Source organism: Leptothrix mechoopdaensis (SeqCode) (assembly GCF_053893855.1).
Genome location: NZ_CM132699.1, coordinates 3,359,107 through 3,382,589, shown reverse-complemented (window position 1 = coordinate 3,382,589; position 23,483 = coordinate 3,359,107). Strand labels below are relative to the sequence as shown.

Genomic DNA, 23,483 nt, shown 5'->3' with positions numbered 1-23,483 from the left:
CGAGTGTCGCCGCTCAGGCCTTGCGCCGCAGGCGTGTGGCTGGCAGACCCGGCAGGTCCGGCCGGAAGCGCCAGGCCAGCAGCGCCAGCGCCAGCAGCGCCGGCAGCCAGCGCAGGTCGGTGACGACCGGGGCGGGGCTGGCCAGCGCCGGGTCGAGCATCGCGTCGACCAGCGACTGCGGCGTCACCAGCCGGCGGTAGCCCAGGCCCATCAGCTCGCCCAGCCCCTTCAGGTGCGGCTCGCGCAGCTCCGACAGGTGTTCGTGCGGACTCCCCGGCGTGCCGGGGCCGAAGCGCTGGACCACGTCGCTGGCGGCCCAGTGGCCGATCGGGCGGCCTTCGGCGTCGCTGCGCGGGATTGGCGCGGGCGTGTCGCCGCCGACGCCGATCAGCCAGCCGCGCACCTCGCCGGGCGTGATGTCCTGGATCGGCGGCGTCTCGCCGGCCGTGCGCAGCGGCGGCGATTCCTGGCCGTCGGTGAAGAACACCACACGCGTGTCCGGCCCGATCTTCTGCGCCGTGCGCACCACCCAGCTGGCGCCCTTGCCGACCTTGCTGGCCTGGGCCCAGCGCATCCGGCCGTCGATGCCGTCGAGCGTGGCCAGCAGGCCGTCGTAGTGGGCGCAGACCTCCACCGGCATCGTCAGCAGCATCACGCGGTAGTCGGTGAACACGGCCCAGCCGATGCGCGAACCGCAGGGCAGCCGCCGCAGCGCCTCGCGGCTGGCCGCCCGGGCCAGCGCCAGCCGGCTGGCGGGGGTGCCGTCGACCTGCTGGTCGGGCACGTCCATGCTCTGCGTGATGTCGAAGGTGACGAGGTAGCTGAAGGTCGGCCGCTGCAGCGTCACCGGCGGCATCCAGGTCGCGGCGGCCAGCAGCAGCGCCGCCGCGAAGAAGACGCCGTGGGCCTGCAGCACGGCCCGCCAGCGCCTCACGGCAGGTCGCCCGGTGTCATGCCGCGCAGCTGGACCTGGCGGCGCTCGACCGGCTCGCTGTCGGCCTCGACGACGGCCTCGTGTTCCTCGGGCGCCAGGCGCAGCGCGCGCTCGAGGTTGTGGCGCGCGTCCCAGTCGCCCGGGTCGGCGCGCAGCAGGTCGCGGTAACGCTGCTTGGCCAGTTCGACCAGCGGGCCGGCGGCGGCGGCATCGGCCTTCGGGTCCCGGCCCAGACCCAGGCCCTGACGCAGGTAGAGGTTGCCGAGGTCGAACAGCGCATCGCGGCCGATCGCGTCGACCCGGCCGGGCTCGATCAGGCCGCCGTAGAGCCGCACGGCGGCATCGGCAGCGCCGGCCTGCGCCAGCGCGGTCGCGCGGGCCAGGCGGACGGCTCGCGGCGCGTCGCGCAGCATGTCGTCGGTGGCTGTCGCAGGGGCCGAGGCCGCTTCGGCCACCGCCGCCTGCAGCCGCTGCAGGCGCCACAGCCGCGTGCCCTGGACGGCCACCAGCGCGCCCGCGGCCAGCGTCGCCAGCGCGAAGGCGGCGTGCATCGTGCGCCGCCTCATCGTGCCGCTCCGGGCCAGCGTGTCAGCTGCAGCGCGCGGCAGGCCAGCAGGCCCAGGCAGCCGGCCAGCGCGACCAGGAAACACGCCGGGCCGTGGTCGACCCGCGCGACCCGTTCCAGGAAGGACAGCGGCAGGTTCTGCTGGCGGTCGATCTCGGCCATTGCCGAGGCCATCGCCTCGGCGTCGTCGGTCTGGTAGAGCCGGTAGGGCGTGGCGAGGCTGCGGAAGTAGGTGTGCAGCGCCCGTTCCTCCTCGGAATCCAGCGTGCCGACCGCGTCGGTGGTCAGGTCGGGCGAGTTCGGGCTGCTGCGGATGTAGATCCAGTACAGCCCGATTTTCAGCCGCGCCAGCCCGGCGGCGATGCGCTCGCGCTGCAGGTCGTCGAGCCGCGCGCCGCCGTCGGACACGACGATGACGATGCGGCTGCCCGAATACGGTCGGCCCTCGAACTGGTCGATCGCCGCCAGCAGCGCGCGGCCCATCAGCGTGTCGGGCAGGCCGCGGCCGACGGCGGTGGCCTGCAGGCCGGCCTGGATCGTGGCGTGGTCCTCGGTGAACGGGGCGACCACCATCGGGCTGGTGCTGAAGGTCATCAGCGCGAAGCGGTCGTCGGGCCGCCTGGCGACGAACTCGCTCAGCAGGCCGCGCACCACCGCGTTCTTGGTCGGCCGGCTGGCGTTGAACTGGCCGCCGGACTTGACGTCCTTCTGCAGCGTGTTGGCGTCCATGCTGGCGCTGCGGTCCATCAGGATCAGCACCTCGGCGCCGCGCCCGGTGCGCAGCACCTGCGTGCCGCTGCGGCCAGGTCCGGCCAGGCCGACGACGATGCCGGCCATCGCCAGCACCGCGCAGGCGCGCCACAGCAGGCCGACCAGCCGGCCGGTGCGGTCGTGCGGCAGCCAGGCGATCGACGCCAGCACCAGCGTGTCGGTGCGCCGGCGCAGCAGCGGCAGCAGCGCGAGTGGCAGCAGCAGCAGCCAGGCGGGTTGGGCGAAGTCGTCGACCATGGCGGGGCGGGTTCAGCCTTGCTGGCGCCGCTCGGCGTCGCGCAGGGCGCGGGCCAGCGACAACAGCGGGTAGGGCGGGCGCGAGTCGGGGACGTGGTCAGCGGCGGCCGGGTCGTCGACGGCGGCGAAGAAACGGTCGTCCGAGGCGCGGAAGAAGTCCGTCAGCGGCTGGCGCAGCGGCTGCAGGTGCGGCGCGGCGTCGAGCAGCCGGTCCAGCGTCGAGCCCTGCACCGCCCGGCCGGCGCTGGCGTTCAGCGCGTGGTGCAGCGCGCGCCAGGCCTCCGGGGCGTCGTCGCGCGACGGGTTCGAGCGGCGCAGCCGGCGGATCTGCCGCCAGGCCTGCGCGAACGGCAGCTGGCGGGCGTCGCGGGCCTCGCGCCAGGCCCACCAGCCGGCCCACGCCAGCAGGACCGCGCCCAGCAGCGCGGCCGAGCCCATCAGCTGGCGGCGCAGCGGCGCGGCGGCGGGCAGGGCGGCCAGGCGGTCCGGCCTCAGCGCGGCGAGTTCATCGGCAGCGCCCGAGCCCCGCGTGTCGGCCGGCGTATCAACCGGCGTATCAGCCGGCGTGATGGGGCCGATCCGGATCGGCCAGGCCGGCACCGCGACCCGCCGCCCGGGCGCGATCACCAGCGTCAGCGCCGGCAGGCGGGTCTCGGTCAAGGTGCGCGGCGCGTTGATGACCTGGTGATCCAGCGCCAGCCAGCGCCGGCCTTCGGCATCGACCTCCAGACGCGGCGCGCGGCGTTCCAGCCACAGGCCGACGCGGTCGGCGGGCGGCGCCACCGGCACGGCCGCGTCGTCCAGCAGGATCCGCTGCGTCAGCACGTCACCCAGCACATGGCCGAAGGCGCGCGGTTGCCGGACCACCGCCGCCGGCACGGGCGGGTCTTCGGCGGCCGGCACCGCGAAGGCGGCCAGGCCCAGCAAGGCGGTTGCCACGGCGATCCGGACCGGGCGTGCCCACGTCATGCGACCCGCTCCAGGAAATGCCGCGTCAGGGCTTCGGCATCGAAGCGTTCGCCCAGGTGGAAGGGCGCCAGGCCGAGGGCGGCGAACAGCGCGTGCAGCGTCTCGCGGCGTTCGGTGACGGCGTCGCGCCAGCGCCGTCGCAGCGGTTCGGCCAGCCACAGCGTGCGGCGCTCACCGGTCTCGGCATCGCGCACGGCCAGCAGCGCGCGGCCGTCGGGCGGTTCGGTCTCGGCGCGGTCCCAGACCACGATCGGCACGACGCAGGCCGGCGCCAGCCGGGCCAGCGCGGCGCCCAGCGTGTCGAGCGGCCAGTGGAAGTCCGACACCACGAAGACCAGCCCGTCGCGGCCGGCCAGCGGCGCGAGCGTCTGCGCCAGCGCATCGGCGGTCTGGCGGGGTGACGTGGGCGGGGCGGTCGACGCGGTGCCGGACGCCGGTGCATCGGCGCAGCGCCGCAACGCGTCGGCGAGCAGCAGGCCGGCACCGCGGCTGTGCCGGGGTGGCTGGAACAGGTCGTCGCGCGGCGCGTGGTCGTGCGCCCGCAGGCCCAGCGCGTCGCCGCTGCGAAAGGCGCTCCGGCCGAGCGCCTCGACGAAGTCGGCGACGACGTTCAGCTTGGGCCGCGCGGCACCGAAGGCCATCGACGCCGACACGTCCACCACCACCTGCACCGGCACCGCCGCACGCTGGCGCTGGATGCGCACCAGCCAGTCGCCGCGTGGGTCGCGCAGGCTGGCACGCAGGTCGAGCCGGCGCGGGTCCGGGTGATCGAGCAGGCGCCGGTGCGCCGCGAACGCAAGCCCGGTGCCCAGGCTGCGGCCGGCGTGCGCGCCCGGGCGCAGGCCGCCGACGCTGCCGGGCAGGCGGTAGTGGAAGTCGGGCGCGCCGCTCACGTCAGGGACAGCCGCCGCTCAGGGCGCCGCGACCCGTTCCAGGATCGCCCGCACCAGCGCGGGCGCCAGCTCGGCGCGGCGCAGCTCGTGGACGGGGGTGAAGAAGATGCGGTGCCCCAGCACCGCTGGCAGCACCGCCTGCACGTCGTCGGGCAGCAGGTGGGTGCGGCCGGCCAGCCAGGCGACCACCCGCGCGGCCCGCAGCAGCGCGCTCATGCCACGCGGGCTGGCGCCGGCCAGCACCAGCCTGTCCATGTCGACGCCGTCGAGCTGCACGCCGTGGCGCTGCGGGTGTTCGCTGGCGTCCCACAGGTCGAGCACGTAGCGCTCCAGCGTCGCGCTGCTGCGCACCGAACGCTGGATCAGCGCGCCGATCTCGTTGAGCCGCTGCCACGGCAGCAGCCCGGGCGTGACCTGCTCGATCAGCCGGTCGGCATCGTGGAAGGCGGTGTCGAAGACCAGCGCGCGGCGCACCTCGCGGTCGACCGGCGTGGCCATGCCCAGCTCGAACATGAAGCGGTCACGGGCGGCCGAGGCCAGCTCGAAGGTCTCTTCCTTCTCGATCCGGTTGCGGTCGGCGAACACCGTCATGTGCGGGAAGCGGTGTTCGGCGCCGAAGGCCGTCACCGACCGTTCGGCCATCGCCCGCAGCAGCAGCGACTGCACCTGCGGACGGGCCCGGTTGATCTCGTTGAAGAAGAAGGTCGTCAGCCGCTCGCCGTGGCGCAGCAGCGGCCCCGGGTCGATGCGCGGCTTGCCGGCGCTGTCGACCTGCGTGTGATAGACGAGGTCGCCGGGCATCAGGTCGACGGTGCCCTCGACCCGCTCGAACTCGCCGCCGATGCCGCGCGCGAAGGCCCGCAGCACGGTGGTCTTGCCGACGCCGACGTCGCCTTCGAGCAGCACATGGCCGCGCGCGAAGATCGCCACGGTGATCAGCCGCAAGGTCGGCGCCTGGCCGATGACGGCCTGCGCGACCTCGCGTTCGAGGGTCAGCGCCAGGTCGCGCCAGTCGGCAAGGGAGGGGTCGGTGTTCATCGCCCGACCAGCATGCGCAGGAAGGCTGCGCCGCGCAGCCCCGGGTCTACACCGAGGCGGGCCGGCTGTCGTCGGTGGGCACGAACCACCACCAGTCGTGGTCCTCGGGCACCGGCCGGCCGGCGTCGAGCGCGGCCTGCATCACGCGGGCGACCTCGTCGTCGTCGATCGCGAACGGCCGGGGCACCTTCACGCCCGGGAAGCGCGCGACATAGGCGGCGCGCACGGCATCGAAGCCGGGCGCCGCCGCCACGCTGGCCGGCGCGGCGCGCGGCAGGTCGACCCAGCCGTGCGACTGCAACGAGGCGGCGATGTGCTCGTAGCTCAGGCCGTCATGCGACTCGCCCGGGCGCACGGTGACGAGCCGGTCCTGGCTGCGGTCGCTGGGGTGGTTGGAGCGGATCCACAGCAGCACCGGCTCGCCGGCGAGGGTCGGGCCGCCGGCGTAGGCGCGGGTGGGCGGGGCGCGGGGGTCGAGCGTCATGACGCCATGTTGCCGGGCGATCCGGCTGGCGTCTGTCAGCTCGATCACGGAAGCGCCGGGTTCAGTCCTTGAACTGCCACTGCAGCGCCAGCGCGAACGAACGCGGCGCGCCCGGCGCGACGAAGGCCTCATGGCGCCAGTCGGCCGGCGCCTGCAGCGCGCCGCCGGCGTCGAAGGCGTTCTCGGCCAGCGCGCCGCCGCTGGCGTAGCGGCGGTCGAGCGCGTTGTTGACCTTGCCGATCAGCGCCCAGCCCGACCCCAGCTTCCACTGCGCCTGCAGGTTCAGCAGCGCGTAGCCGGGCACCCGGCCGTCGCCGAAGAAGTTGACGCCATCGGGCTGGTGCTGGCCGTTGTCGTTGCCGCGCAGCGTGCTGCCCGACTGCGCCTGCACGTTGGCCGACAGGCGCAGGCCGGCGATCGGCCGCCAGCCCAGGTCGAGCTTGAACACCCGGTCGGGCAGGCCGGGCAGGCGGTCGCCCGCGCGGACCTCGATCTCGTCGCTGCCAGCGCAGGCGGCGCTGGTGTTGGCGCTGCTGTTGGAGGCGGCGACCTGGCAATGGCCGGTCCGGTAGGTGGCCGCCAGCTGGGTGATGTTCACGGCCAGGTCGAACGGCCCGCTGCGGCCCTGCAGACCGGCTTCCAGACCTTGCCGGCGGGTCTGGCCGACGTTGGCGAAGTAGCCGGCGGCGCGGCCGTTGCTGACGAACAGGATGTCGTCGTGGTTGACGCTGCGGAAGGCGCCGACGTTCCAGCGCCAGCCGCCGTCGAGCTTGCCGCGCAGGCCGGCTTCGAAGGTCCGGGCGATGACCTGCCGCAGCGGCGGGTCGGCCTGCAGCGCGTTGGGCAGCACACAGGGGGTGGCGGGGTCCGAGCAGCCGAGCTCGATCGGGCTCGGCGCGCGGTTGCCCTGGCTGTAGCCGCCATAGGCGGTCAGCGCCGGGTCCAGCACCCAGGTCGCGCCGACGGCGGGGTTGAAGGCGTGGAAGGTCTGGTCGGCGTCGAGCTGCGTGGCCAGGCCCAGGTCGGCGCGGCCGACATCGACCGTGCTGACGCGGGTCTGGTTGTAACGGCCCGAGGCGCTCAGCGTGAGGCCCGGCGCGACGGCTTCCGACAGGCTGGCGTGCAGGCTGCTGGTGCGGCTGCGGCCGCGGATGCTGGCGTTGGTCGCCTCGGGGTTGGTGACCTCGACGGCGCGGCTGGCGTCGAGCAGCCCTTCGGCCTCGGTCTGCGAGAAGCGGGTGTGGCTGCGGTCGATCGAGGCGCCCAGCGTCACGAGGCCGGTCTCGCGCTGGCGGTTCCATTGCAGCGCGACGCCGTCGCCGCGCTGGCGGGCGCGGGTGCGGTTCTCGACACCGGATTCCAGCACCACCAGCGTCGGGTCCGGATTGGCCGGGTCGTAGGCCTCGTTGACGTCGCCGTTGACGGTGCGGGCGTCCAGCTGGCGGCGGTAGGCCAGCGCTTCCAGCTTCTCGCCGTCGCCCAGGTCGTAGCCGGCCCGCAGCGTCAGCGCGGCGAGCCGGTTGCGGGTCTCGTCCGGGCGCGTGTAGACCTGCGTGCGGGAGGTCTCCAGCATCGAGGTCGGCAGCAGGCCGTTGCCGATCAGCCGGTTGTCCGCGCCGTTGAAGGACAGCGCCCAGTCGAGCGGGCCGCTGTCGCCGTTGAGCTTGACGAACAGCTGGCGCACCTCGGACGGCGAGTGCTCGCGCCAGCCGTCCTCGCGGAACAGGTCGGTGGCGACGAAGAGGTAGGTGTCCTCGCCGACCTTGCGGCCGTGCGACAGCTCCAGGTCGCGGCGGCCGAAGGAGGCCAGCGAGACCTCGGCCTCGGTGCCCGGGTGCGTGTCGCCGCTGCGGGTGGCCAGCGCCAGCGCGCCGCCCAGCGTGTTCAGGCCGAAGGTCGGGTTGGAGCCCGGCACCAGCGTCAGGCTGGCCAGCGCGTTGCGCGGCAGCAGGTCCCAGTTGACGATGTCGCCGAAGCCCTCGTTGATGCGCACGCCGTCGAGGAACACCGACAGCCCCTGCGGCTGGCCCAGCAGCGGGCTGGCGGTGTAGCCGCGGAAGTTCACCTCCATCTGGTACGGGTTGCCCTGCGTGCCGACGACGCTGACGCTGCCCAGCCCGCGGTCGAGCAGCTCGGGCAGGTTGGCCGCGCCGATCTCGTCGATGCGGGCGGCGCCGAGGCCCTGCACGTTGGACGGCACCTGGTCGCGCGACACGCCGGCACCGGGCAGCGGCGTGGTACCGACGATCTCGACGCGGTCGAGCCGCTGCGGTTCCGAGCCCTGCTGGGCGCGGGCCAGCGGGGCCGACGACAGCGCGGCCAGGCTCAGCAGCGCGGCCGCGATCGGGGTGTGGACGAAGGTGTTCATGGGCGGGGTGACGGGTTTCATGCCGTCACCGTAAGCACCGCCTGCCACGTCACCTAGGGAAAAGTTCCCGGGCGCTGGTTAGCCCTGAGAACAGGCCGACACGCCGTGCCGCGTTGGCACGGTGCAAGCCCGCAGCCTCGGCGCTCAGTCCAGCCGGTCCAGCGGTCGCGGCTGGTACTTGGCCAGCCAGCCGGGCGTGAAGTCGAAGCGCTCGGCCGCGAACAGCGCCGCCACGCAGGTGCCGCTGTGCCCTTGCGACCACAGCGTCACGTAGACCCAGCGCCCGCCGCGCCGCACCAGCAGCACCTGGGCCGGGGCGCCGCCGCCGCGCTGGTAGAGCGGGTAGCGCTGCTCGGCGGCGGCCTGGAAGCGGCGCCGGTCGGCCAGGTCGAGGGTGGCCTGCTCGACCGATACCGGCAGCGCCAGCGGCGCACTGCCGGAGACGCAGCTGGGCAGGCGGATCTCGGTCTCGTCCGTGACGGACCGGGCTGATGCGGCCGGAGCGGCCGGTGCGGCGGACACCGTTCCGGCCACGGCCATCCAGGCCAGCACGGCAGGGCCGGCCAGCAGGCGCAGTCTTGTTGTCATCGTCTCGCTCCAGGTGGGACCTGTCGGTCCATGCTAGGAGCGGCCCCAGCCCCGCGCATGCGAGCAAGCCCGGTGGCAACCGGCGCGGTTCGTGGCCCCGCGCACGGAAAGTCCGTCGAAGGCGATGCATCCTCTCTAAGTCGGATATTGGATCTGGCAAATGGAAGTCTTTTGTCGATCGACAAAAACTATCGACTCGCGTACCGCCTCAACCCAGGAGAAGACGATGAGCCAGGAAGCCCGATGCCCGTTCCATTCGACCCACGGTGCCCGCACCCGCCAGGGTGCCCCGGGCAATGCCCGCTGGTGGCCCGAGCAGCTGAACCTGTCGATCCTCCACCAGCACGGCCCGCAGGCCAGCCCGCTGGCGCCGGACTTCGACTACGCGGCGGCCTTCCGCTCGCTCGACCTGCACGCCGTCATCGCCGACCTGAAGGCACTGATGACCGACTCGCAGGACTGGTGGCCGGCCGACTGGGGCCACTACGGCGGCCTGTTCGTGCGCATGACGTGGCACGCGGCCGGCACCTACCGGATCCACGACGGCCGGGGCGGCGCCGGCACCGGCAACCAGCGCTTCGCGCCGCTCAACAGCTGGCCCGACAACGGCAACCTCGACAAGGCGCGCCGGCTGCTCTGGCCGATCAAGCAGAAGTACGGCCGCAACCTGTCGTGGGCCGACCTGCTCGTGCTGGCCGGCAACGTCGCGCTGGAGTCGATGGGCTTGCGGACCTTCGGCTACGCCGGTGGCCGGCCCGACATCTGGGCGCCGGAAGACGAGATCGACTGGGGTCCCGAGTCGACCTGGCTGGGTGACCAGCGCCACAGCGGCGAGCGTGAACTGGCCCGGCCGCTGGCCGCCGTCCAGATGGGCCTGATCTACGTGAACCCGGAAGGCCCGAACGGCGTGCCCGACCCGGTGGCGTCGGGCCGCGACGTGCGCGAGACCTTCGCCCGCATGGCGATGGACGACGAGGAGACCGTCGCGCTGATCGCCGGTGGCCACACCTTCGGCAAGGCCCACGGCGCCGGTGACCCGGCCCTCGTCGGCGCCGCACCGGAAGGCGCACCGGTCGAGCAGCAGGGCCTCGGCTGGCACAACACCTTCGGCAGCGGCAAGGGCGTGCACACGACCACCAGCGGTATCGAGGGCGCCTGGAAGCCCAACCCGACGACCTGGGACAACGGCTATTTCGACATGCTGTTCGGCTACGAGTGGGCGCTGACCCGCAGCCCGGCCGGCGCGCACCAGTGGACGCCGCGCGATGTCCGGCCCGAGCACCTGATCCCGGACGCGCACGACCCGGCGCGCCGCCATCCGCCGATGATGACGACGGCCGACCTGTCGCTGCGCATGGACCCGGCGTTCGAGAAGATCGCCCGCCGCTTCCACCAGGATCCGGCCGCCTTCGCCGACGCCTTCGCCCGGGCCTGGTTCAAGCTGACCCACCGCGACATGGGCCCGCGCTCGCGTTACCTCGGCCCGCTGGTGCCGCAGCAAGAACTGATCTGGCAGGACCCGGTGCCGCCGGTCGATCACCCGCTGGTCGACGCGGCCGACGTGGCCGCGCTGAAGGCGCAGGTGCTGGCCTCGGGTCTGGATGTCGCCGAGCTGGTGCGCACGGCCTGGGCCTCGGCCTCGACCTTCCGTGGCAGCGACAAGCGTGGCGGCGCCAACGGCGCGCGCATCCGGCTGGCGCCGCAGAAGGACTGGGCCGTCAACCGGCCCGACGAGCTGGCCCGGGTGCTGGACCGGCTGGACGCCATCCGGCGGGCCTTCGACGCGGCCCAGATCGGCGGCAAGCGGGTCTCGCTGGCCGACCTGATCGTGCTGGCCGGCGGTGCCGCGATCGAGGCGGCGGCGCGCCGGGGCGGTCATGACGTGACGGTGCCGTTCACGCCCGGCCGCACCGATGCGACGGCCGAGCAGACCGACGCGGCGTCCTTCGCGGTGCTGGAGCCGGCGGCCGACGGCTTCCGCAACTTCGCCCGCGACGGGCTGTCCGGCGTCGCCGCCCACCTGCTGGTCGACAAGGCGCAGCAGCTGGGCCTGAGCGCGCCGGAGATGACCGTGCTGGTCGGCGGGCTGCGGGTGCTGGGTGTCAGTGCGAACACCCACGCGAACACCCACGCGGATGCCGGCGCACACGGCGTCTTCACCGATCGCCCCGGCACGCTGAGCCACGACTTCTTCGTCCACCTGCTCGACATGCGCACCGCCTGGCAGCCGTCGTCCAAGGCCGAAGGCGTGTTCGAGGGCCGTGACCGCCAGAGCGGCGAACGGCGCTGGACGGCGACGGTGGTCGACCTGGTGTTCGGCTCGAACGCGCAGCTGCGCGCGCTGGCCGAGGTTCATGCCGCTGCCGACGGCGAGGCCGCGTTCGTGCGCGACTTCGTCCGCGCCTGGGTCAAGGTGATGGAGGCCGACCGCTACGACCTGCCGGCGCGCGCGCGCTGATCAGGGCTGGAAGCCGTCCTTCAGGCTCTCGCGCAGGAAGGCGACCAGCGCGTTCACGGCGCGCGGCACGTAGGGGCTGTAGGGGCGGATCGCGAACAGCGATTCGCCGAAGCTCCCGACCGGCCGCCAGCCCGGCAGCAGCGCCTGCAGCGTGCCGGCGCGCAAGGCGGACTGGGCGCTGAAGTCGGGCAGCAGCGCGATGCCCAGGCCGTCGACCGCCGCCTCGCGCAGCGCCTCGCTGTTGTTGGCGCTGAACGGGCCGCGGATCGCGACGGTCAGCGGTGGCGGCGGCGTGCCAGCGTCCGCGCTGTCGCCGGCCGGCAGCACCGGCTGGAACTGCCACGTCGGCGTCTCGCCCGGCCGGGCGTAGGACAGGCAGTCGTGGCGGCCCAGGTCGGCCGCCAGCTCGGCCGGATCGGCAGGCGTGCCGCGCCGGGCCAGGTAGTCGGCGCTGGCGACCAGGCAGGAGCGGGTCTCGCACAGCGTCCAGGCGACGTGGGTCTCGGGCGGGCGGGCGGTGTGGCGGATCGCCAGGTCGAAGCCTTCCTGGGCCAGCGACAGCAGCTGGTCGGTCAGCACCAGCTCGACGCGGACCTCGGGCACCTCGCGCAGGAAGCTCGCCAGGCGCGGCACGATCTGCTGGCGTCCGAGGGCGACCGGTGCCGTCACGCGCAGCAGGCCGCTCGGGGCGGCGGCCAGGTCCTTGACCTGTGCCAGCTCGCGCTCGATCTGCGAGTAGGCGTCGCGCGTGCTGTCGGCCAGCTGCTGGCCGGCCTCGGTCAGGCGCACGCTGCGGGTGGTGCGGCGCACCAGCGGCACGCCGGCGGCACGTTCCAGTTCGGCGATGCGCTGGCTCATCGCCGCCTTGCTGACCCCCAGCCGCTGCGCGGCGGCCGTGTAGCTGCCCAGCGCGCCCAGCACGCCCAGCCAATGGATGTGGGACCAGAGTCCGTCGACGCGGCGTGTGTCCATGTTCGGTCCCGGGTTGGGGGAGCGTTGTTCCGGCTTTGCTCCGGCTTCGCTCCGGCTTTGTTCCGGTTTTTCACGGAGGATTGTTCGTGGCCGCGAACAGTGTAGTCAGGCCCCGGCCCTTTTTCGGCGTGACACCGCTGCCTAGACTGGCCTCACGTTCAGCACATGAACCCGGCAGCCTGCGCTTCGGCGGTCTGCCCACCTCCAGGAGACCGACATGGGCGCACCCGACGCATTCACTTCCACGGCCGACGTGGGCCACTACATCGGCGGCCAGGTCGTCGCCAGCACCAGCGGCCGTTCGCAGGCCGTGTTCAACCCGGCCACCGGCCAGGTCGCCCGCCAGGTCGCGCTGGCCTCGGTCGACGAGGTCAACGCCGCCGTCGCCGCCGCCAAGGCCGCCTTCCCGGCCTGGTCGCAGACCCCGGCGATCCGCCGTGCCCGCGTGATGGACAAGTTCCTCGCGCTGCTGAACCAGCACCGCGACGAGCTGGCCGCGATCATCGTGGCCGAACACGGCAAGGTCTTCACCGACGCCCAGGGCGAGGTGACGCGCGGCATCGAGATCGTCGAGTTCGCCTGCGGCATCCCGCAGCTGCTCAAGGGCGACTACACCGAGCAGGTCTCCACCGGCATCGACAACTGGACGATGCGCCAGGCGCTCGGCGTCGTCGCCGGCATCACGCCGTTCAACTTCCCGTGCATGGTCCCGTGCTGGATGTTCCCGGTGGCCATCGCCTGCGGCAACACCTTCGTGCTCAAGCCCAGCGAGCGTGACCCGTCGGCCGCCCTGTTCATGGCCGACCTGCTGGCCCAGGCGGGCCTGCCGGCGGGCGTGTTCAACGTCGTCCAGGGCGACAAGGTCGCCGTCGACACGCTGTTGACGCACGTCGACGTGAAGGCGCTGTCCTTCGTCGGCTCGACCCCGATCGCGCAGTACATCTACGAGACCGGCGCGCACCACGGCAAGCGCGTGCAGGCGCTCGGCGGCGCGAAGAACCACATGGTCGTGATGCCCGATGCCGACGTCGACCAGGTCGTCGACGCGCTGATCGGCGCGGCCTACGGCTCGGCCGGCGAACGCTGCATGGCGATCTCGGTGGCCGTGCTGGTCGGCGACATCGCCGACCGCGTCGTCGAACGCGTGGCCGAGCGTGCCCGCACGCTGAAGGTCAAGAACGGCATGGAGCTGGACGCCGAGATGGGCCCGATCGTCACGGCCCAGGCGCGTGACCGCATCGAGGGCTACATCGGCATCGGCGTGGAAGAGGGCGCCCAGCTGGTCGTCGACGGCCGCAACTTCAAGGTGCCCGGCTTCGAGGGCGGCTTCTTCACCGGCGGCACGCTGTTCGACCACGTCACGCCGTCGATGCGCATCTACCAGGAAGAGATCTTCGGCCCGGTGCTGTCCTGCGTGCGCGTGCCCGACTTCGCCAGCGCGGTCGAGCTGGTCAACGCCCACGAGTACGGCAACGGCGTGGCCTGCTACACGAGCGACGGCAACGTCGCCCGCGAGTTCGCCCGCCACATCCAGGTCGGCATGGTCGGCATCAACGTGCCGATCCCCGTGCCGATGGCCTGGCACGGCTTCGGCGGCTGGAAGAAGAGCCTGTTCGGCGACATGCACGCCTACGGCGAAGAGGGCGTGCGCTTCTACACCAAGCAGAAGTCGATCATGCAACGCTGGCCCGCCAGCATCGCCAAGGGCGCCGAGTTCACGATGCCGACGGCGAAGTGATGTAGGCCCCTCGCCCGGCGGGTACGCCGGGCGGTCCCCCGTGGGGACACCGGGCCGGAAGGATGTCAGCCCCTCGCCCGGTGAGTACACCGGTCGGTCCCCCGAGGGGACCGGGCCGGCTTGGGGCGGCCCGGCGCTCGGCCCTGGGTTCGATGGGCACGAGCCCGTCGGACACCGGAGGTGTCCGACCTACCGGGGGGTCATGGGGAGCCGCGTGGAATGCGTTCGGCAACCGTTCGGAATGCCGCCCGAACCCCGTTCAATCCGCCATCGCCCACACCGGTAGGTCGGACACGGTCGTGCCCGGCCACCCCCAATGGCGCCGCCGGAGGGCGGCGGGATGTGGGGCGTTGAATGGCGTTCTGGTAGGTCGGACACCTTCGGTGTCCGACGGGCTCTGGGCCAAGGCGCGTCACGCGCGAAGTCGGCGTGTCCAGCCTTCTTTCAACACCGTTCAACCGGCTTTTGCACGGCCCGTCACGCGGTCGCTGAAACGCGGCATGTCGCCGTGCCGCATCAGCATGCGCCTGGACGACAGGACCTTCTTGCCGGCGTTCGCATCGGTGAAATCGTGCGTGTTGGCGAAGGGCACAATGTTCGCGTGGAAGCGAGGAGTGGCTCTGCCCAAGCCCGTATACAACGCCTACACACGATGCAGCTCGGGCAGGGGCTGCATTCCTGTTTCCGGCCGTGGATGGACGTGGCCAGATGACCATCAAGGCATCCAGCCTGCCGGGTCGACCATCCAGGGATTGCGAAATCACGGCGGTCCACGTCGTTCACGCACCCCATTGCGGCGTCCGACGCGGTCGTGCCGATGCGCCGACTCAACGGCTGTGCGAGCTGAGGGTCTCGTAGCGCAGGTCGTCCTGGCGGGCGAGCTGGCGGGCGATCAGGTCGCGGCGCTGGAGGGCGAGGTCGGAGACGAGGACGTCGAGGATCACCGTCTGCATCAGGCGCGAGACCATCGGCACCAGGGCCTGGCGGTCTTCCGGGTGGTCGACCGGCAGGACGACATCGGCCAGGCGGGCCAGGTCGCTGCGTTGCGGGCACATCGCGATGACCTTGGCGGCGCCGCGACGGGCGCGTGTGACGGCCTCGTTGATCGGCTCGATGGCGCCCGAGTTCGAGATCACCAGCAGCACGTCGTCGCCGCCCAGGAAGGCCGCCGTGATGCTCTGCAGCTGCGCGTCGGTGCGGGCCACCGCGCGCAGGCCGACGCGGCCGAACTTGTGCTGCGCCTCCTCGGCCACCAGCGCGGCCGTGCCGACGCCGTAGACCTCGATGTGACCGGCGTTCGCGAGCAGGGTCACGGCCTGCTCGAAGGCTTCCGGATGCAGCCGGTCGCGCAGCGCCACCATCGCCGAGATCGAGTTGTTGAGGATGGTCGCCATGCGCTCGGCCGTGGGCGCTTCGGGGCTGACACCGCGGTGCGTGACCTTGGTCGTGCCCGACAGGCCGGCACCCAGCCGCAGCTTGAAGTCGGCCAGGCCCTTGAAGCCCATCGAGCGGCAGAAGCGCAGCACGGTCGGCGTGCTGACGCCGCAGCGGTCGGCGATGCGGGCGATCGGGTCGCTCATCCAGGCACGTGGCGCCGACAGCAGGTCGTTGGCGACCAGTCGCTCGGAGGTCGACAGCTTCTGCAGCGCCGCGCGCACATCGTCGAGCAGCGGCTCGGCGCCGTGGTCGGCCGTCAGATGGTCTTCCAGGAAGGCCGAGGCGCCGCGCAGCGCCGAACGCGGCGCCACCACGACCCACGTCGGGATGGCCTGCAGCCAGCGCGTGAAACGGCCCTTCTGCTCGAAGCGGGCGCGAAACGCGGACTGCATGAAGAAGGGCAGGATCTTCGGCACGATGCCGCCGCCGATGTAGATGCCGCCGGTGCTGCCCAGCGTCAGCGCGAGGTTGCCGGCGACGGTGCCGAGCATCGCGCAGAACATCGACAGCGCCTCGCGTGCGACCGGGCAATGCGGCTCGGCCAGTGCGCGGGCCGACACCTCCGGCGCGGCCAGCGTGGCCGGCACGCTGCCGCCGGTGCGCGCGGCCAGCGTCTCGTAGATCAGCTCCAGCCCGCTGGCCGAGATCAGCCGTTCGCCCGAGGCATGGCCGTGACGCGCCTGCGCGGCGGCCACCACCAGCGCCTCCTGCGCGTCCTGCGGCGCATAGCTGGCATGGCCGCCCTCGCTGGGCAGCGTCACGTAGCGGTCCTGCACGGGAATCAGCGCCGACACGCCCAGGCCGCTGCCCGGACCGATCACGCCCTGCACGCCACCGGGTGACGGCTCACCGCCGCCGACCTGGACCTGCTCGGACGGTTCGAGCCGGGTCAGGCCCATCGCCAGCGCGCTGTAGTCGTTGACCGCCAGCAGCGTCTTCAGGCCCAGCCCGCGGCGCATGCCCTCGACCGAGAACGACCACGGGTGGTTGGTCAGCTGGACGTGGTCGCCCGAGATCGGGTTGGGCAGCGAGAACGCGGCATGGCGCACGGCCGGGTTGCCCTGGCTGGCCAGGAAGTTGCGCACCGCCTCTTCCAGCGACTCGAAGGCGGCGCAGGGCAGGACGTCCGAGGCGCTGTACTGGTCCGGGGCGCACTCGAGCGCGAAGCGCACGTTGGAGGCGCCAACGTCGGCCAGCAGCCGCAGGCCATCGGGGTACACGACCGTCAACTCGGGGGAGCTCATGGGAATCAGTGTAATGAAATTACGTTGTAACCCGGAAGTGGTCAGGCCCGCATGGAAATCCGTGTTTGTTCGGATCGGCAACTCGCAATCGATTGCGAAAGTCCATTGTCCTGGACAAAAACGTGATTGCGGTTGAGTGACGACCTTCCAAACTTCAGTGTTTACCCTGATTCGGAGATCGATGTATGGAAATTACATTGGCGGCGTGGCGGCTTTTGCCACCCCTTTTTGCGGAGACACCTTCCATGTCGATCACCTACAAGCACATCGTCGCCGGGCTCGCCCTGGCTTTCGGCGGCCTGGCCGGCGCTCAAGCCGCCACGCTGACCATCTCCTGCGGCAACAACGCTGCCGACGTCGAGTTCTGCGGCAAGTTCGCGGAAGAGTGGGGCAAGAAGAACGGCCACACCGTCAAGATGTACACGCCGCCGGCGAGCACGACCGACAACCTGGCCCTGCTGCGTCAGCAGTTCGCCGCCAAGTCGTCCGACCTCGACGTCATCATGATCGACGTGGTCTGGCCGGGCGTCATCAAGGACCACCTGGTCGACCTGAAGAAGTACAGCAAGGGCGTCGAGAAGGAGCACTTCCCGGCGATCGTGGCCAACAACACCGTCGACGGCAAGCTGCTGGGCATCCCCTGGTTCACCGACGCCGGCCTGCTGTTCTATCGCAAGGACCTGCTGGCCAAGCACGGCGTGAAGGTTCCGGGCACCTGGGAAGAGCTGGCCGCTGGCGCCAAGAAGATCCAGGACGCCGAACGCGCTGCCACCCCGGACTTCCAGGGCTTCGTGTTCCAGGCCAAGGCCTATGAAGGCCTGACCTGCGACGCGCTCGAGTGGGTCGTCAGCCACGGCGGCGGCACCATCATCGACGACAAGGGCAACATCACCATCAACAACCCGCAGGCTGCCAAGGCGCTCGACACCGCCGCCTCGTGGATCGGCAACATCGCTCCGAGCGGCGTGCTGAACTACGGCGAGGAAGACGCCCGCGGCGTGTGGCAGAACGGCAAGGCTGCGTTCATGCGCAACTGGCCGTACGCCTGGTCGCTGGGTCAGGCCGCTGACAGCCCGATCAAGGACAAGATCGGCGTCGCCGCCCTGCCCGCCGGCTCCGGCCCGGGTGCCAAGAAGGCCGCCACGCTGGGTGGCTGGCAGCTGGCCGTCAACAAGTACTCCAAGAACGTTGACGCCGCCGCCTCGCTGGCCCTGTACATGGCCAGCGCCGAGATCCAGAAGAAGCGCGCCGTCGGTGGTTCGTACAACCCGACGATCCCGGCCCTGTACAAGGACGCCGACATCGCCAAGGCGAACCCGTTCATGGTCGAGCTGCTGGACGTCTTCACCAACGCTGCGGCCCGTCCGGCCACCGCGACCGGCCTGAAGTACCCGGAAGTCTCGCAAGCGTTCTGGGACGCGACCCACGAAGTGCTGTCGAAGAAGTCGACCGGCGCCGAGTCCGTCAAGAAGCTCGAAGCCAAGCTCAAGCAGATCAAGAAGAACAAGTGGTGATCTGTTGAGTGACGTTGCGCCCCTCGGGGCGCAGCTCCGACGGGGCGCCTTCCTTCACCGGTCGCGCCCCGTTCCTGTCTTTGCAGTCGGGACCCTCCCATGAAAAACCGCGCGCGCATCGCCTGGACCTTCCTGATCCCGATGCTGGTCCTGATGGTCCTGGTGGCCGGCTGGCCGCTGGCTCGTTCCATCTGGTTCAGCTTCACCGACACCAACATCAACAACATCTCCGAATACAGCTACATCGGCTTCGACAACTACTTCTCGGAGTACGGGCTGTTCGGCAACTCGGTGTTCTCCAAGGAGTTCTGGGAGACCGACTGGGGTGTGTCGATCAAGAACACCTTCCAGTTCTCGATCGTGTCGGTGGCGCTGGAGACGCTGGCCGGCCTGGGCGTGGCGATGCTGCTGAACCAGGAGTTCAAGGGCCGTGCGCTGGTGCGCACCGCCGTGCTGGTGCCCTGGGCGATCCCGACCATCGTGTCGGCCAAGATGTGGGGCTGGATCCTGCATGACCAGTTCGGGCTGATCAACCAGCTGCTGGTCGACTTCGGCTTCATCACGACCAAGATCGCGTTCACCGCCGATCCGGCCTATGCGCTGTGGACGGTCGTGGCGGTCGACGTCTGGAAGACGACTCCCTTCATGGCACTGCTGTGCCTGGCCGCGTTGCAGACCCTGCCCAAGGACTGCTACGAGGCCGCCCGCGTCGATGGCGTGCACCCGCTGCGCCTGTTCTGGAAGGTGACGCTGCCGCTGATCAAGCATCCGCTGATGGTCGCGGTGATCTTCCGCCTGCTCGACGCGCTGCGCGTGTTCGACCTCATCTTCGTGCTGACGTCCAACAGCGGCAGCACCATCAGCATGTCGGGCTACGTGCGCCGCGACATGGTCGACAACGGCAACCTGGGCTCCGGCTCGGCCGCCTCGACATCGCTGACGTTCATCATCTTCCTGACCGCCGTGCTGTTCATGCGCGCCGCGCGGGTCAAGCTCAACGAGGAGTCCAACTGATGAACAAGCGTCCTCTGTGGGGCTCGATCGCGATCTACTTCTTCGCGTTCCTCGTCGTCGTCATCTCGGTCTATCCCTTCCTGTACACCGTCACGACCTCGCTCAAGACCGGCACCGCGCTGTTCAGCACCAGCCTGCTACCGGAGTCGCCGACCATCCAGAACTACATCACGCTGTTCCAGGGCAAGCAGCCCTTCGGCACGCAGCTGGGCAACTCGATCATGGTCGCCACCATCACGGTGGTGATCTCGATGTTCATGGCGATCACGGCGGCCTACGCGCTGGGCCGCATCAACTTCAAGGGCAAGAGCACGCTGCTGCTGGCGATCCTGGCGGTGTCGATGTTCCCGCAGGTGGCCGTGCTGTCGGGCATGTTCGAGCTGATGCAGTCGCTCGGCCTGTACAACCGCGCCATCGGCCTGGTCGTGCCCTACACCGTGTTCACGCTGCCCTTCACCGTCTGGATGCTGACCACCTTCATGCGCGGTCTGCCCAAGGAGCTGGAAGAGGCCGCGATCATGGACGGCTGCGGCCCCATGCGGATCATCTTCGAGGTCTTCATGCCGCTGCTCGCGCCGGCCCTCGTGTCGACCGGCCTGCTGGCCTTCATCGGCGCGTGGAACGAGTTCCTGTTCGCGCTGACCTTCGTGACCGACGACTTCCGCCGCACCGTGCCGGTGGGCATCTCGATGATCTCGGGCGCCACCGCCTACGAGATCCCGTGGGGCTCGATCATGGCCGCCTCGGTCATCGTGACCGTGCCGCTGGTGGTGCTCGTGCTGGTGTTCCAGCAGAAGATCGTCTCGGGCCTGACCGCTGGCGCCGTCAAGGGCTGACACGATGAAGGCCAGCAACAGCGGCTGGTGGCGCGGTGGGGTGATCTACCAGATCTACCCCCGCAGCTTCCAGGACAGCAACGGCGACGGCATCGGCGACCTGCCCGGCATCACGCGCCGGCTGGACCACATCGCCGCGCTGGGTGCCGACGGCATCTGGCTGTCGCCGTTCTTCAAGTCGCCGATGAAGGACTTCGGCTACGACATCAGCGACTACTGCGATGTCGACCCGATGTTCGGCACGCTGGCCGACTTCAAGGCGCTGGTCGAGCGGGCCCATGCACTGGGCCTGAAGGTCATGATCGACCAGGTGTATTCGCACACCAGCGACCAGCACCCGTGGTTCAAGGAGAGCCGATCCAGCCGCGAGAACGCCAAGGCCGACTGGTATGTCTGGGCCGACGCGAAGGCCGATGGCACGCCGCCCAACAACTGGCTGAGCATCTTCGGCGGCAGCGCCTGGCAATGGGACACGCGCCGGCGCCAGTACTTCCTGCACAACTTCCTGACCAGCCAGCCGGACCTGAACTTCCACCACCCCGAGGTCCAGCAGGCCGTGCTGGACTCGGTGAAGTTCTGGCTCGACTTCGGCGTCGACGGCTACCGGCTCGACGTCGTCAACTTCTACTTCCACGACCAGCAGCTGCGCCCCAACCCGGGCCGCGGCATGCCCGATGGCAGCGACCCGGCGGTCAGCCCGGTCAACCCGTACGCCTGGCAGTGGCACCACTTCGACAAGAGCCAGCCGGAGAACCTGCGGTTCCTGCAGCGCCTGCGTGCGCTGGTCGACCAGTACCCGGACACGACGATGGTCGGCGAGATCGGCGACGACGACGGCCTGGCCCGCGTGGCGCAGTACACCGCGCCCGGTCCGGACGGCCTGCCGATGCTGCACATGGCCTACTGCTTCGACCTGCTCGGCGAGCCGCACGGGTCGACCTACCTGCACGGCGTGTTCACGCGCTTCAACCAGATCGTCGGCCAGGGCTGGCCGTGCTGGGCCATCACCAACCACGACATCCCGCGCGTGGCCACGCGCTGGGGCGGCGCCCACCCGCCGGTCGGCCTGCTGAAGGCCGCCGCCGCGCTGCAGCTGAGCCTGCGTGGCACCGCCTGCCTCTACCAGGGCGACGAACTCGGCCTGCCGGAGGCCGACATCGCCTTCGAGGACCTGCAGGACCCGTACGGCATCACGATGTGGCCGGACTACAAGGGCCGCGACGGCTGCCGCACGCCGATGGCCTGGGAGGCCGATGCGGCCGACCTGGGCTTTGGTGCAGCGGGTTCAACCGTCAAGCCGTGGCTGCCGGTGGCCGAGCCGCACCGCGCCTTGGCGGCCGACCGCCAGCGCGGCCAGGCCGGCTCGGTCTACGAGACCTACCGCGCGCTGCTGGCGTGGCGGCGCGGCGTGCCGGCGCTGATCCACGGCGACATGACGCTGCTGGCCGTGCACCCGCAGGTGCTGGCCTATGTGCGCGAGCACGACGGCGAGCGCGTGCTGTGCGCCTTCAACCTGTCCGACACGGCGGTGCGCTGGTCGCCCGCAGCGGCGGACGGTGCCGCCATGCGCATCGGCCCGGTCCTTGCTGGCAGCGGCGTGCACGGTGCGGCCGTGCAGGGCGACGTGGTCGCCTTCGAACCTTGGGGCGTGCTGTTTGCACAGCTGGCCCGCGCCTGACCTGACATCACCCGAAGACACACCATGAGCAGCAGTACCTCCTCCGCCGTCGCCACCAAGGCCCCGAACAACGAGTGGTGGCGCAGCGGCGTCATCTACCAGATCTACCCGCGCAGCTGGCAGGACAGCAACGGCGACGGCATCGGCGACCTGCCGGGCATCACGCGCCGGCTGGAGCATGTCGCCAAGCTCGGCGCCGAGGCCATCTGGCTGTCGCCGATCTTCAAGTCGCCGATGAAGGACTTCGGCTACGACGTCAGCGACTACAACGACATCGACCCGATGTTCGGCACGCTGGCCGACTTCAAGGCGCTGGTCGACCGCGCCCATGCGCTGGGCCTGAAGGTCATCATCGACCAGGTCCTGTCGCACTGCTCGGACCAGCACCCGTGGTTCAAGGAAAGCCGCTCCAGCCGCGACAACCCGAAGGCCGACTGGTTCGTCTGGGCCGACGCGAAGGACGACGGCACGCCGCCCAACAACTGGCTCAGCGTGTTCGGCGGCAGCTCGTGGCAATGGGACACCCGGCGTCGCCAGTACTACCTGCACAACTTCCTGGCCAGCCAGCCGGACCTGAACTTCCACAATCCCGAGGTGCAGGAAGCGCTGCTCGCATCGGTGAAGTTCTGGCTCGACTTCGGTGTCGACGGCTACCGGCTCGACGCGATCAACTTCTGCTTCCACGACGCCGAGCTGCGCAGCAACCCCGGCATCGGCGAACCCGACGCGTCGAACCCGACGGTCGCCTCGACCAACCCGTACGCCTGGCAGCAGCACATCTACGACCGCAGCCGGCCTGACGCACTGGGCTTCCTGCAGCGCATCCGCGCGCTGGTCGACCAGTACCCCGACACGACGATGGTCGGCGAGATCGGTGACGAGTCCGGCATGTTGATGGTGGCGCAGTACACCGCCGACTTCGACAAGCTGCACATGGGCTACTGCTTCGACCTGCTGTCGCCCGACGGCAGCGCGGCGTACGTGCGTGGTGTCATCGCCAAGTTCGAGCGTGTCGCGCCGACGGCCGACAAGGGCTGGGCCTGCTGGGCCCTGTCCAACCACGACTGCGTGCGCCTGGCCTCGCGCTGGAACACCGGCTTCGACGCGCAGACCCAGGCCGCGATGGTGCGTGCCGCCGCCGCGCTGCAGCTGAGCCTGCGCGGCAGCGTCTGCATCTACCAGGGCGACGAGCTCGGCCTGCCCGAAGCGGTCATCGCCTATGAGGACCTGCAGGACCCGTACGGCATCACGATGTGGCCGGACTTCAAGGGCCGCGACGGCTGTCGCACGCCGTTCCCGTGGGAAGCCGACGGTCAGGACCTGGGCTTCAGCCCGGCCGGTGCAAGCGTCAAGCCATGGCTGCCGGTCAGCCCGGACCACCAGGCCCTGGCGGTCGACCGGCAGGAAGCCGATCCGGCCTCGACGCTGAACGCCTACCGCCGCCTGCTGGCCTGGCGCAAGACGCAGCCGGCGCTGCTCAAGGGCTCGTTGACGCTGGTCGGTGAAGACGCCCAGGTGCTGGCCTTCGTGCGCGAGCACGCCGGCGAGCGCGTGCTGTGCGCCTTCAACCTGAGCCCGACGACGGCCGCGCTCCCCCTCGATGCCACGATGGCCGTGGCCGACGTCCTGTCCGACAGCGGTGCGCGTGGCGCCACGCTCGACGGCACGACGGTGGCCTTCGAGCCCTTCGGCGTGTTCTTCGCCCGACTGGCCTGACCGGCCGGCTGATCTTCCAAACCTCTCGT

At 71.0% G+C, this 23,483-nt stretch carries 19 protein-coding genes; 7 read left to right on the top strand and 12 right to left on the bottom strand.

All coding sequences use genetic code 11. The annotated features are described in order from the left end of the window. Positions 1 to 13: 13 nt before the first annotated feature. From ACWA7K_RS14600 to ACWA7K_RS14560, 9 genes are all read right to left on the bottom strand, one after another. Positions 14 to 934, bottom strand: a complete 921-nt coding sequence (locus ACWA7K_RS14600; RefSeq protein ID WP_456162114.1) for an MxaL protein — start codon at positions 932 to 934, stop codon at positions 14 to 16. Beyond that, the gene (locus ACWA7K_RS14595) at positions 931 to 1,500 is read right to left on the bottom strand and encodes an MxaK protein (RefSeq protein WP_456162113.1); all 570 of its coding nucleotides are present in this window, start codon (positions 1,498 to 1,500) and stop codon (positions 931 to 933) included. The genes ACWA7K_RS14600 and ACWA7K_RS14595 overlap by 4 nt, the downstream gene beginning before the upstream one ends. Continuing rightward, complete coding sequence (locus ACWA7K_RS14590) at positions 1,497 to 2,507, bottom strand: vWA domain-containing protein (protein ID WP_456162112.1); 1,011 nt, start codon at positions 2,505 to 2,507, stop codon at positions 1,497 to 1,499. The genes ACWA7K_RS14595 and ACWA7K_RS14590 overlap by 4 nt, the downstream gene beginning before the upstream one ends. A 12-nt stretch (positions 2,508 to 2,519) precedes the next feature. After that, a complete protein-coding gene (locus tag ACWA7K_RS14585; protein ID WP_456162111.1) occupies positions 2,520 to 3,476 on the bottom strand; it encodes a calcium incorporation protein MxaA in 957 nt (318 codons plus the stop codon). Beyond that, the gene (locus ACWA7K_RS14580; protein ID WP_456162110.1) at positions 3,473 to 4,369 is read right to left on the bottom strand and encodes a DUF58 domain-containing protein; all 897 of its coding nucleotides are present in this window, start codon (positions 4,367 to 4,369) and stop codon (positions 3,473 to 3,475) included. Before ACWA7K_RS14580 ends, ACWA7K_RS14585 begins: the two co-directional genes overlap by 4 nt. 18 nt (positions 4,370 to 4,387) lie before the next feature. After that, a complete protein-coding gene (locus tag ACWA7K_RS14575; protein ID WP_456162109.1) occupies positions 4,388 to 5,407 on the bottom strand; it encodes an AAA family ATPase in 1,020 nt (339 codons plus the stop codon). 46 nt (positions 5,408 to 5,453) lie between these two features. Further along, complete coding sequence (locus ACWA7K_RS14570) at positions 5,454 to 5,891, bottom strand: hypothetical protein (protein WP_456162108.1); 438 nt, start codon at positions 5,889 to 5,891, stop codon at positions 5,454 to 5,456. 61 nt (positions 5,892 to 5,952) lie between these two features. Beyond that, positions 5,953 to 8,280, bottom strand: coding sequence for a TonB-dependent receptor (locus ACWA7K_RS14565; RefSeq protein WP_456210171.1), 2,328 nt, complete (start codon positions 8,278 to 8,280; stop codon positions 5,953 to 5,955). 123 nt (positions 8,281 to 8,403) lie between these two features. After that, on the bottom strand, positions 8,404 to 8,847 hold the full coding sequence (locus ACWA7K_RS14560) for a hypothetical protein (protein WP_456162106.1): 444 nt from the start codon (positions 8,845 to 8,847) through the stop codon (positions 8,404 to 8,406). 226 nt (positions 8,848 to 9,073) lie between these two features. Between ACWA7K_RS14560 and katG the strand changes: the two genes are divergently transcribed. Then, entirely contained in the window at positions 9,074 to 11,305 is a 2,232-nt protein-coding gene (gene katG / locus ACWA7K_RS14555) for a catalase/peroxidase HPI (RefSeq protein WP_456162105.1), read from the top strand. Here the strand turns inward: katG and ACWA7K_RS14550 are convergent, their stop codons facing one another. Then, a complete protein-coding gene (locus ACWA7K_RS14550) occupies positions 11,306 to 12,277 on the bottom strand; it encodes a LysR family transcriptional regulator (protein ID WP_456162104.1) in 972 nt (323 codons plus the stop codon). 217 nt (positions 12,278 to 12,494) lie between these two features. On the opposite strand from ACWA7K_RS14550, the gene ACWA7K_RS14545 reads away from it, so the two are divergent. Beyond that, entirely contained in the window at positions 12,495 to 14,015 is a 1,521-nt protein-coding gene (locus tag ACWA7K_RS14545; protein ID WP_456162103.1) for a CoA-acylating methylmalonate-semialdehyde dehydrogenase, read from the top strand. Positions 14,016 to 14,469: 454 nt separating this feature from the next. Here ACWA7K_RS14545 and ACWA7K_RS14540 read toward each other — a convergent pair whose 3' ends face one another. Next, positions 14,470 to 14,607 carry a hypothetical protein gene (locus ACWA7K_RS14540; protein ID WP_456162102.1) on the bottom strand — a complete coding sequence of 46 codons (138 nt, stop codon included), beginning with the start codon at positions 14,605 to 14,607 and terminating at the stop codon, positions 14,470 to 14,472. A gap of 235 nt (positions 14,608 to 14,842) precedes the next feature. After that, the gene (gene glk, locus ACWA7K_RS14535; RefSeq protein WP_456162101.1) at positions 14,843 to 16,696 is read right to left on the bottom strand and encodes a glucokinase; all 1,854 of its coding nucleotides are present in this window, start codon (positions 16,694 to 16,696) and stop codon (positions 14,843 to 14,845) included. 245 nt (positions 16,697 to 16,941) lie between these two features. Here glk and ACWA7K_RS14530 point away from each other — a divergent pair, with 245 nt between their 5' ends. From ACWA7K_RS14530 to ACWA7K_RS14510, 5 genes are all read left to right on the top strand, one after another. Then, positions 16,942 to 18,210 (top strand): ABC transporter substrate-binding protein, encoded by a 1,269-nt coding sequence (locus ACWA7K_RS14530; RefSeq protein ID WP_456162100.1) that lies wholly within the window; start codon positions 16,942 to 16,944, stop codon positions 18,208 to 18,210. Positions 18,211 to 18,309: 99 nt separating this feature from the next. After that, positions 18,310 to 19,224, top strand: a complete 915-nt coding sequence (locus ACWA7K_RS14525) for a carbohydrate ABC transporter permease (protein WP_456162099.1) — start codon at positions 18,310 to 18,312, stop codon at positions 19,222 to 19,224. Further along, complete coding sequence (locus tag ACWA7K_RS14520; RefSeq protein WP_456162098.1) at positions 19,224 to 20,060, top strand: carbohydrate ABC transporter permease; 837 nt, start codon at positions 19,224 to 19,226, stop codon at positions 20,058 to 20,060. Before ACWA7K_RS14525 ends, ACWA7K_RS14520 begins: the two co-directional genes overlap by 1 nt. Positions 20,061 to 20,064: 4 nt before the next feature. Further along, positions 20,065 to 21,738 (top strand): alpha-glucosidase family protein, encoded by a 1,674-nt coding sequence (locus tag ACWA7K_RS14515; protein WP_456162097.1) that lies wholly within the window; start codon positions 20,065 to 20,067, stop codon positions 21,736 to 21,738. 24 nt (positions 21,739 to 21,762) lie between these two features. Next, positions 21,763 to 23,454, top strand: coding sequence for an alpha-glucosidase family protein (locus ACWA7K_RS14510; RefSeq protein WP_456162096.1), 1,692 nt, complete (start codon positions 21,763 to 21,765; stop codon positions 23,452 to 23,454). The last annotated feature ends 29 nt before the right edge of the window (positions 23,455 to 23,483 follow it).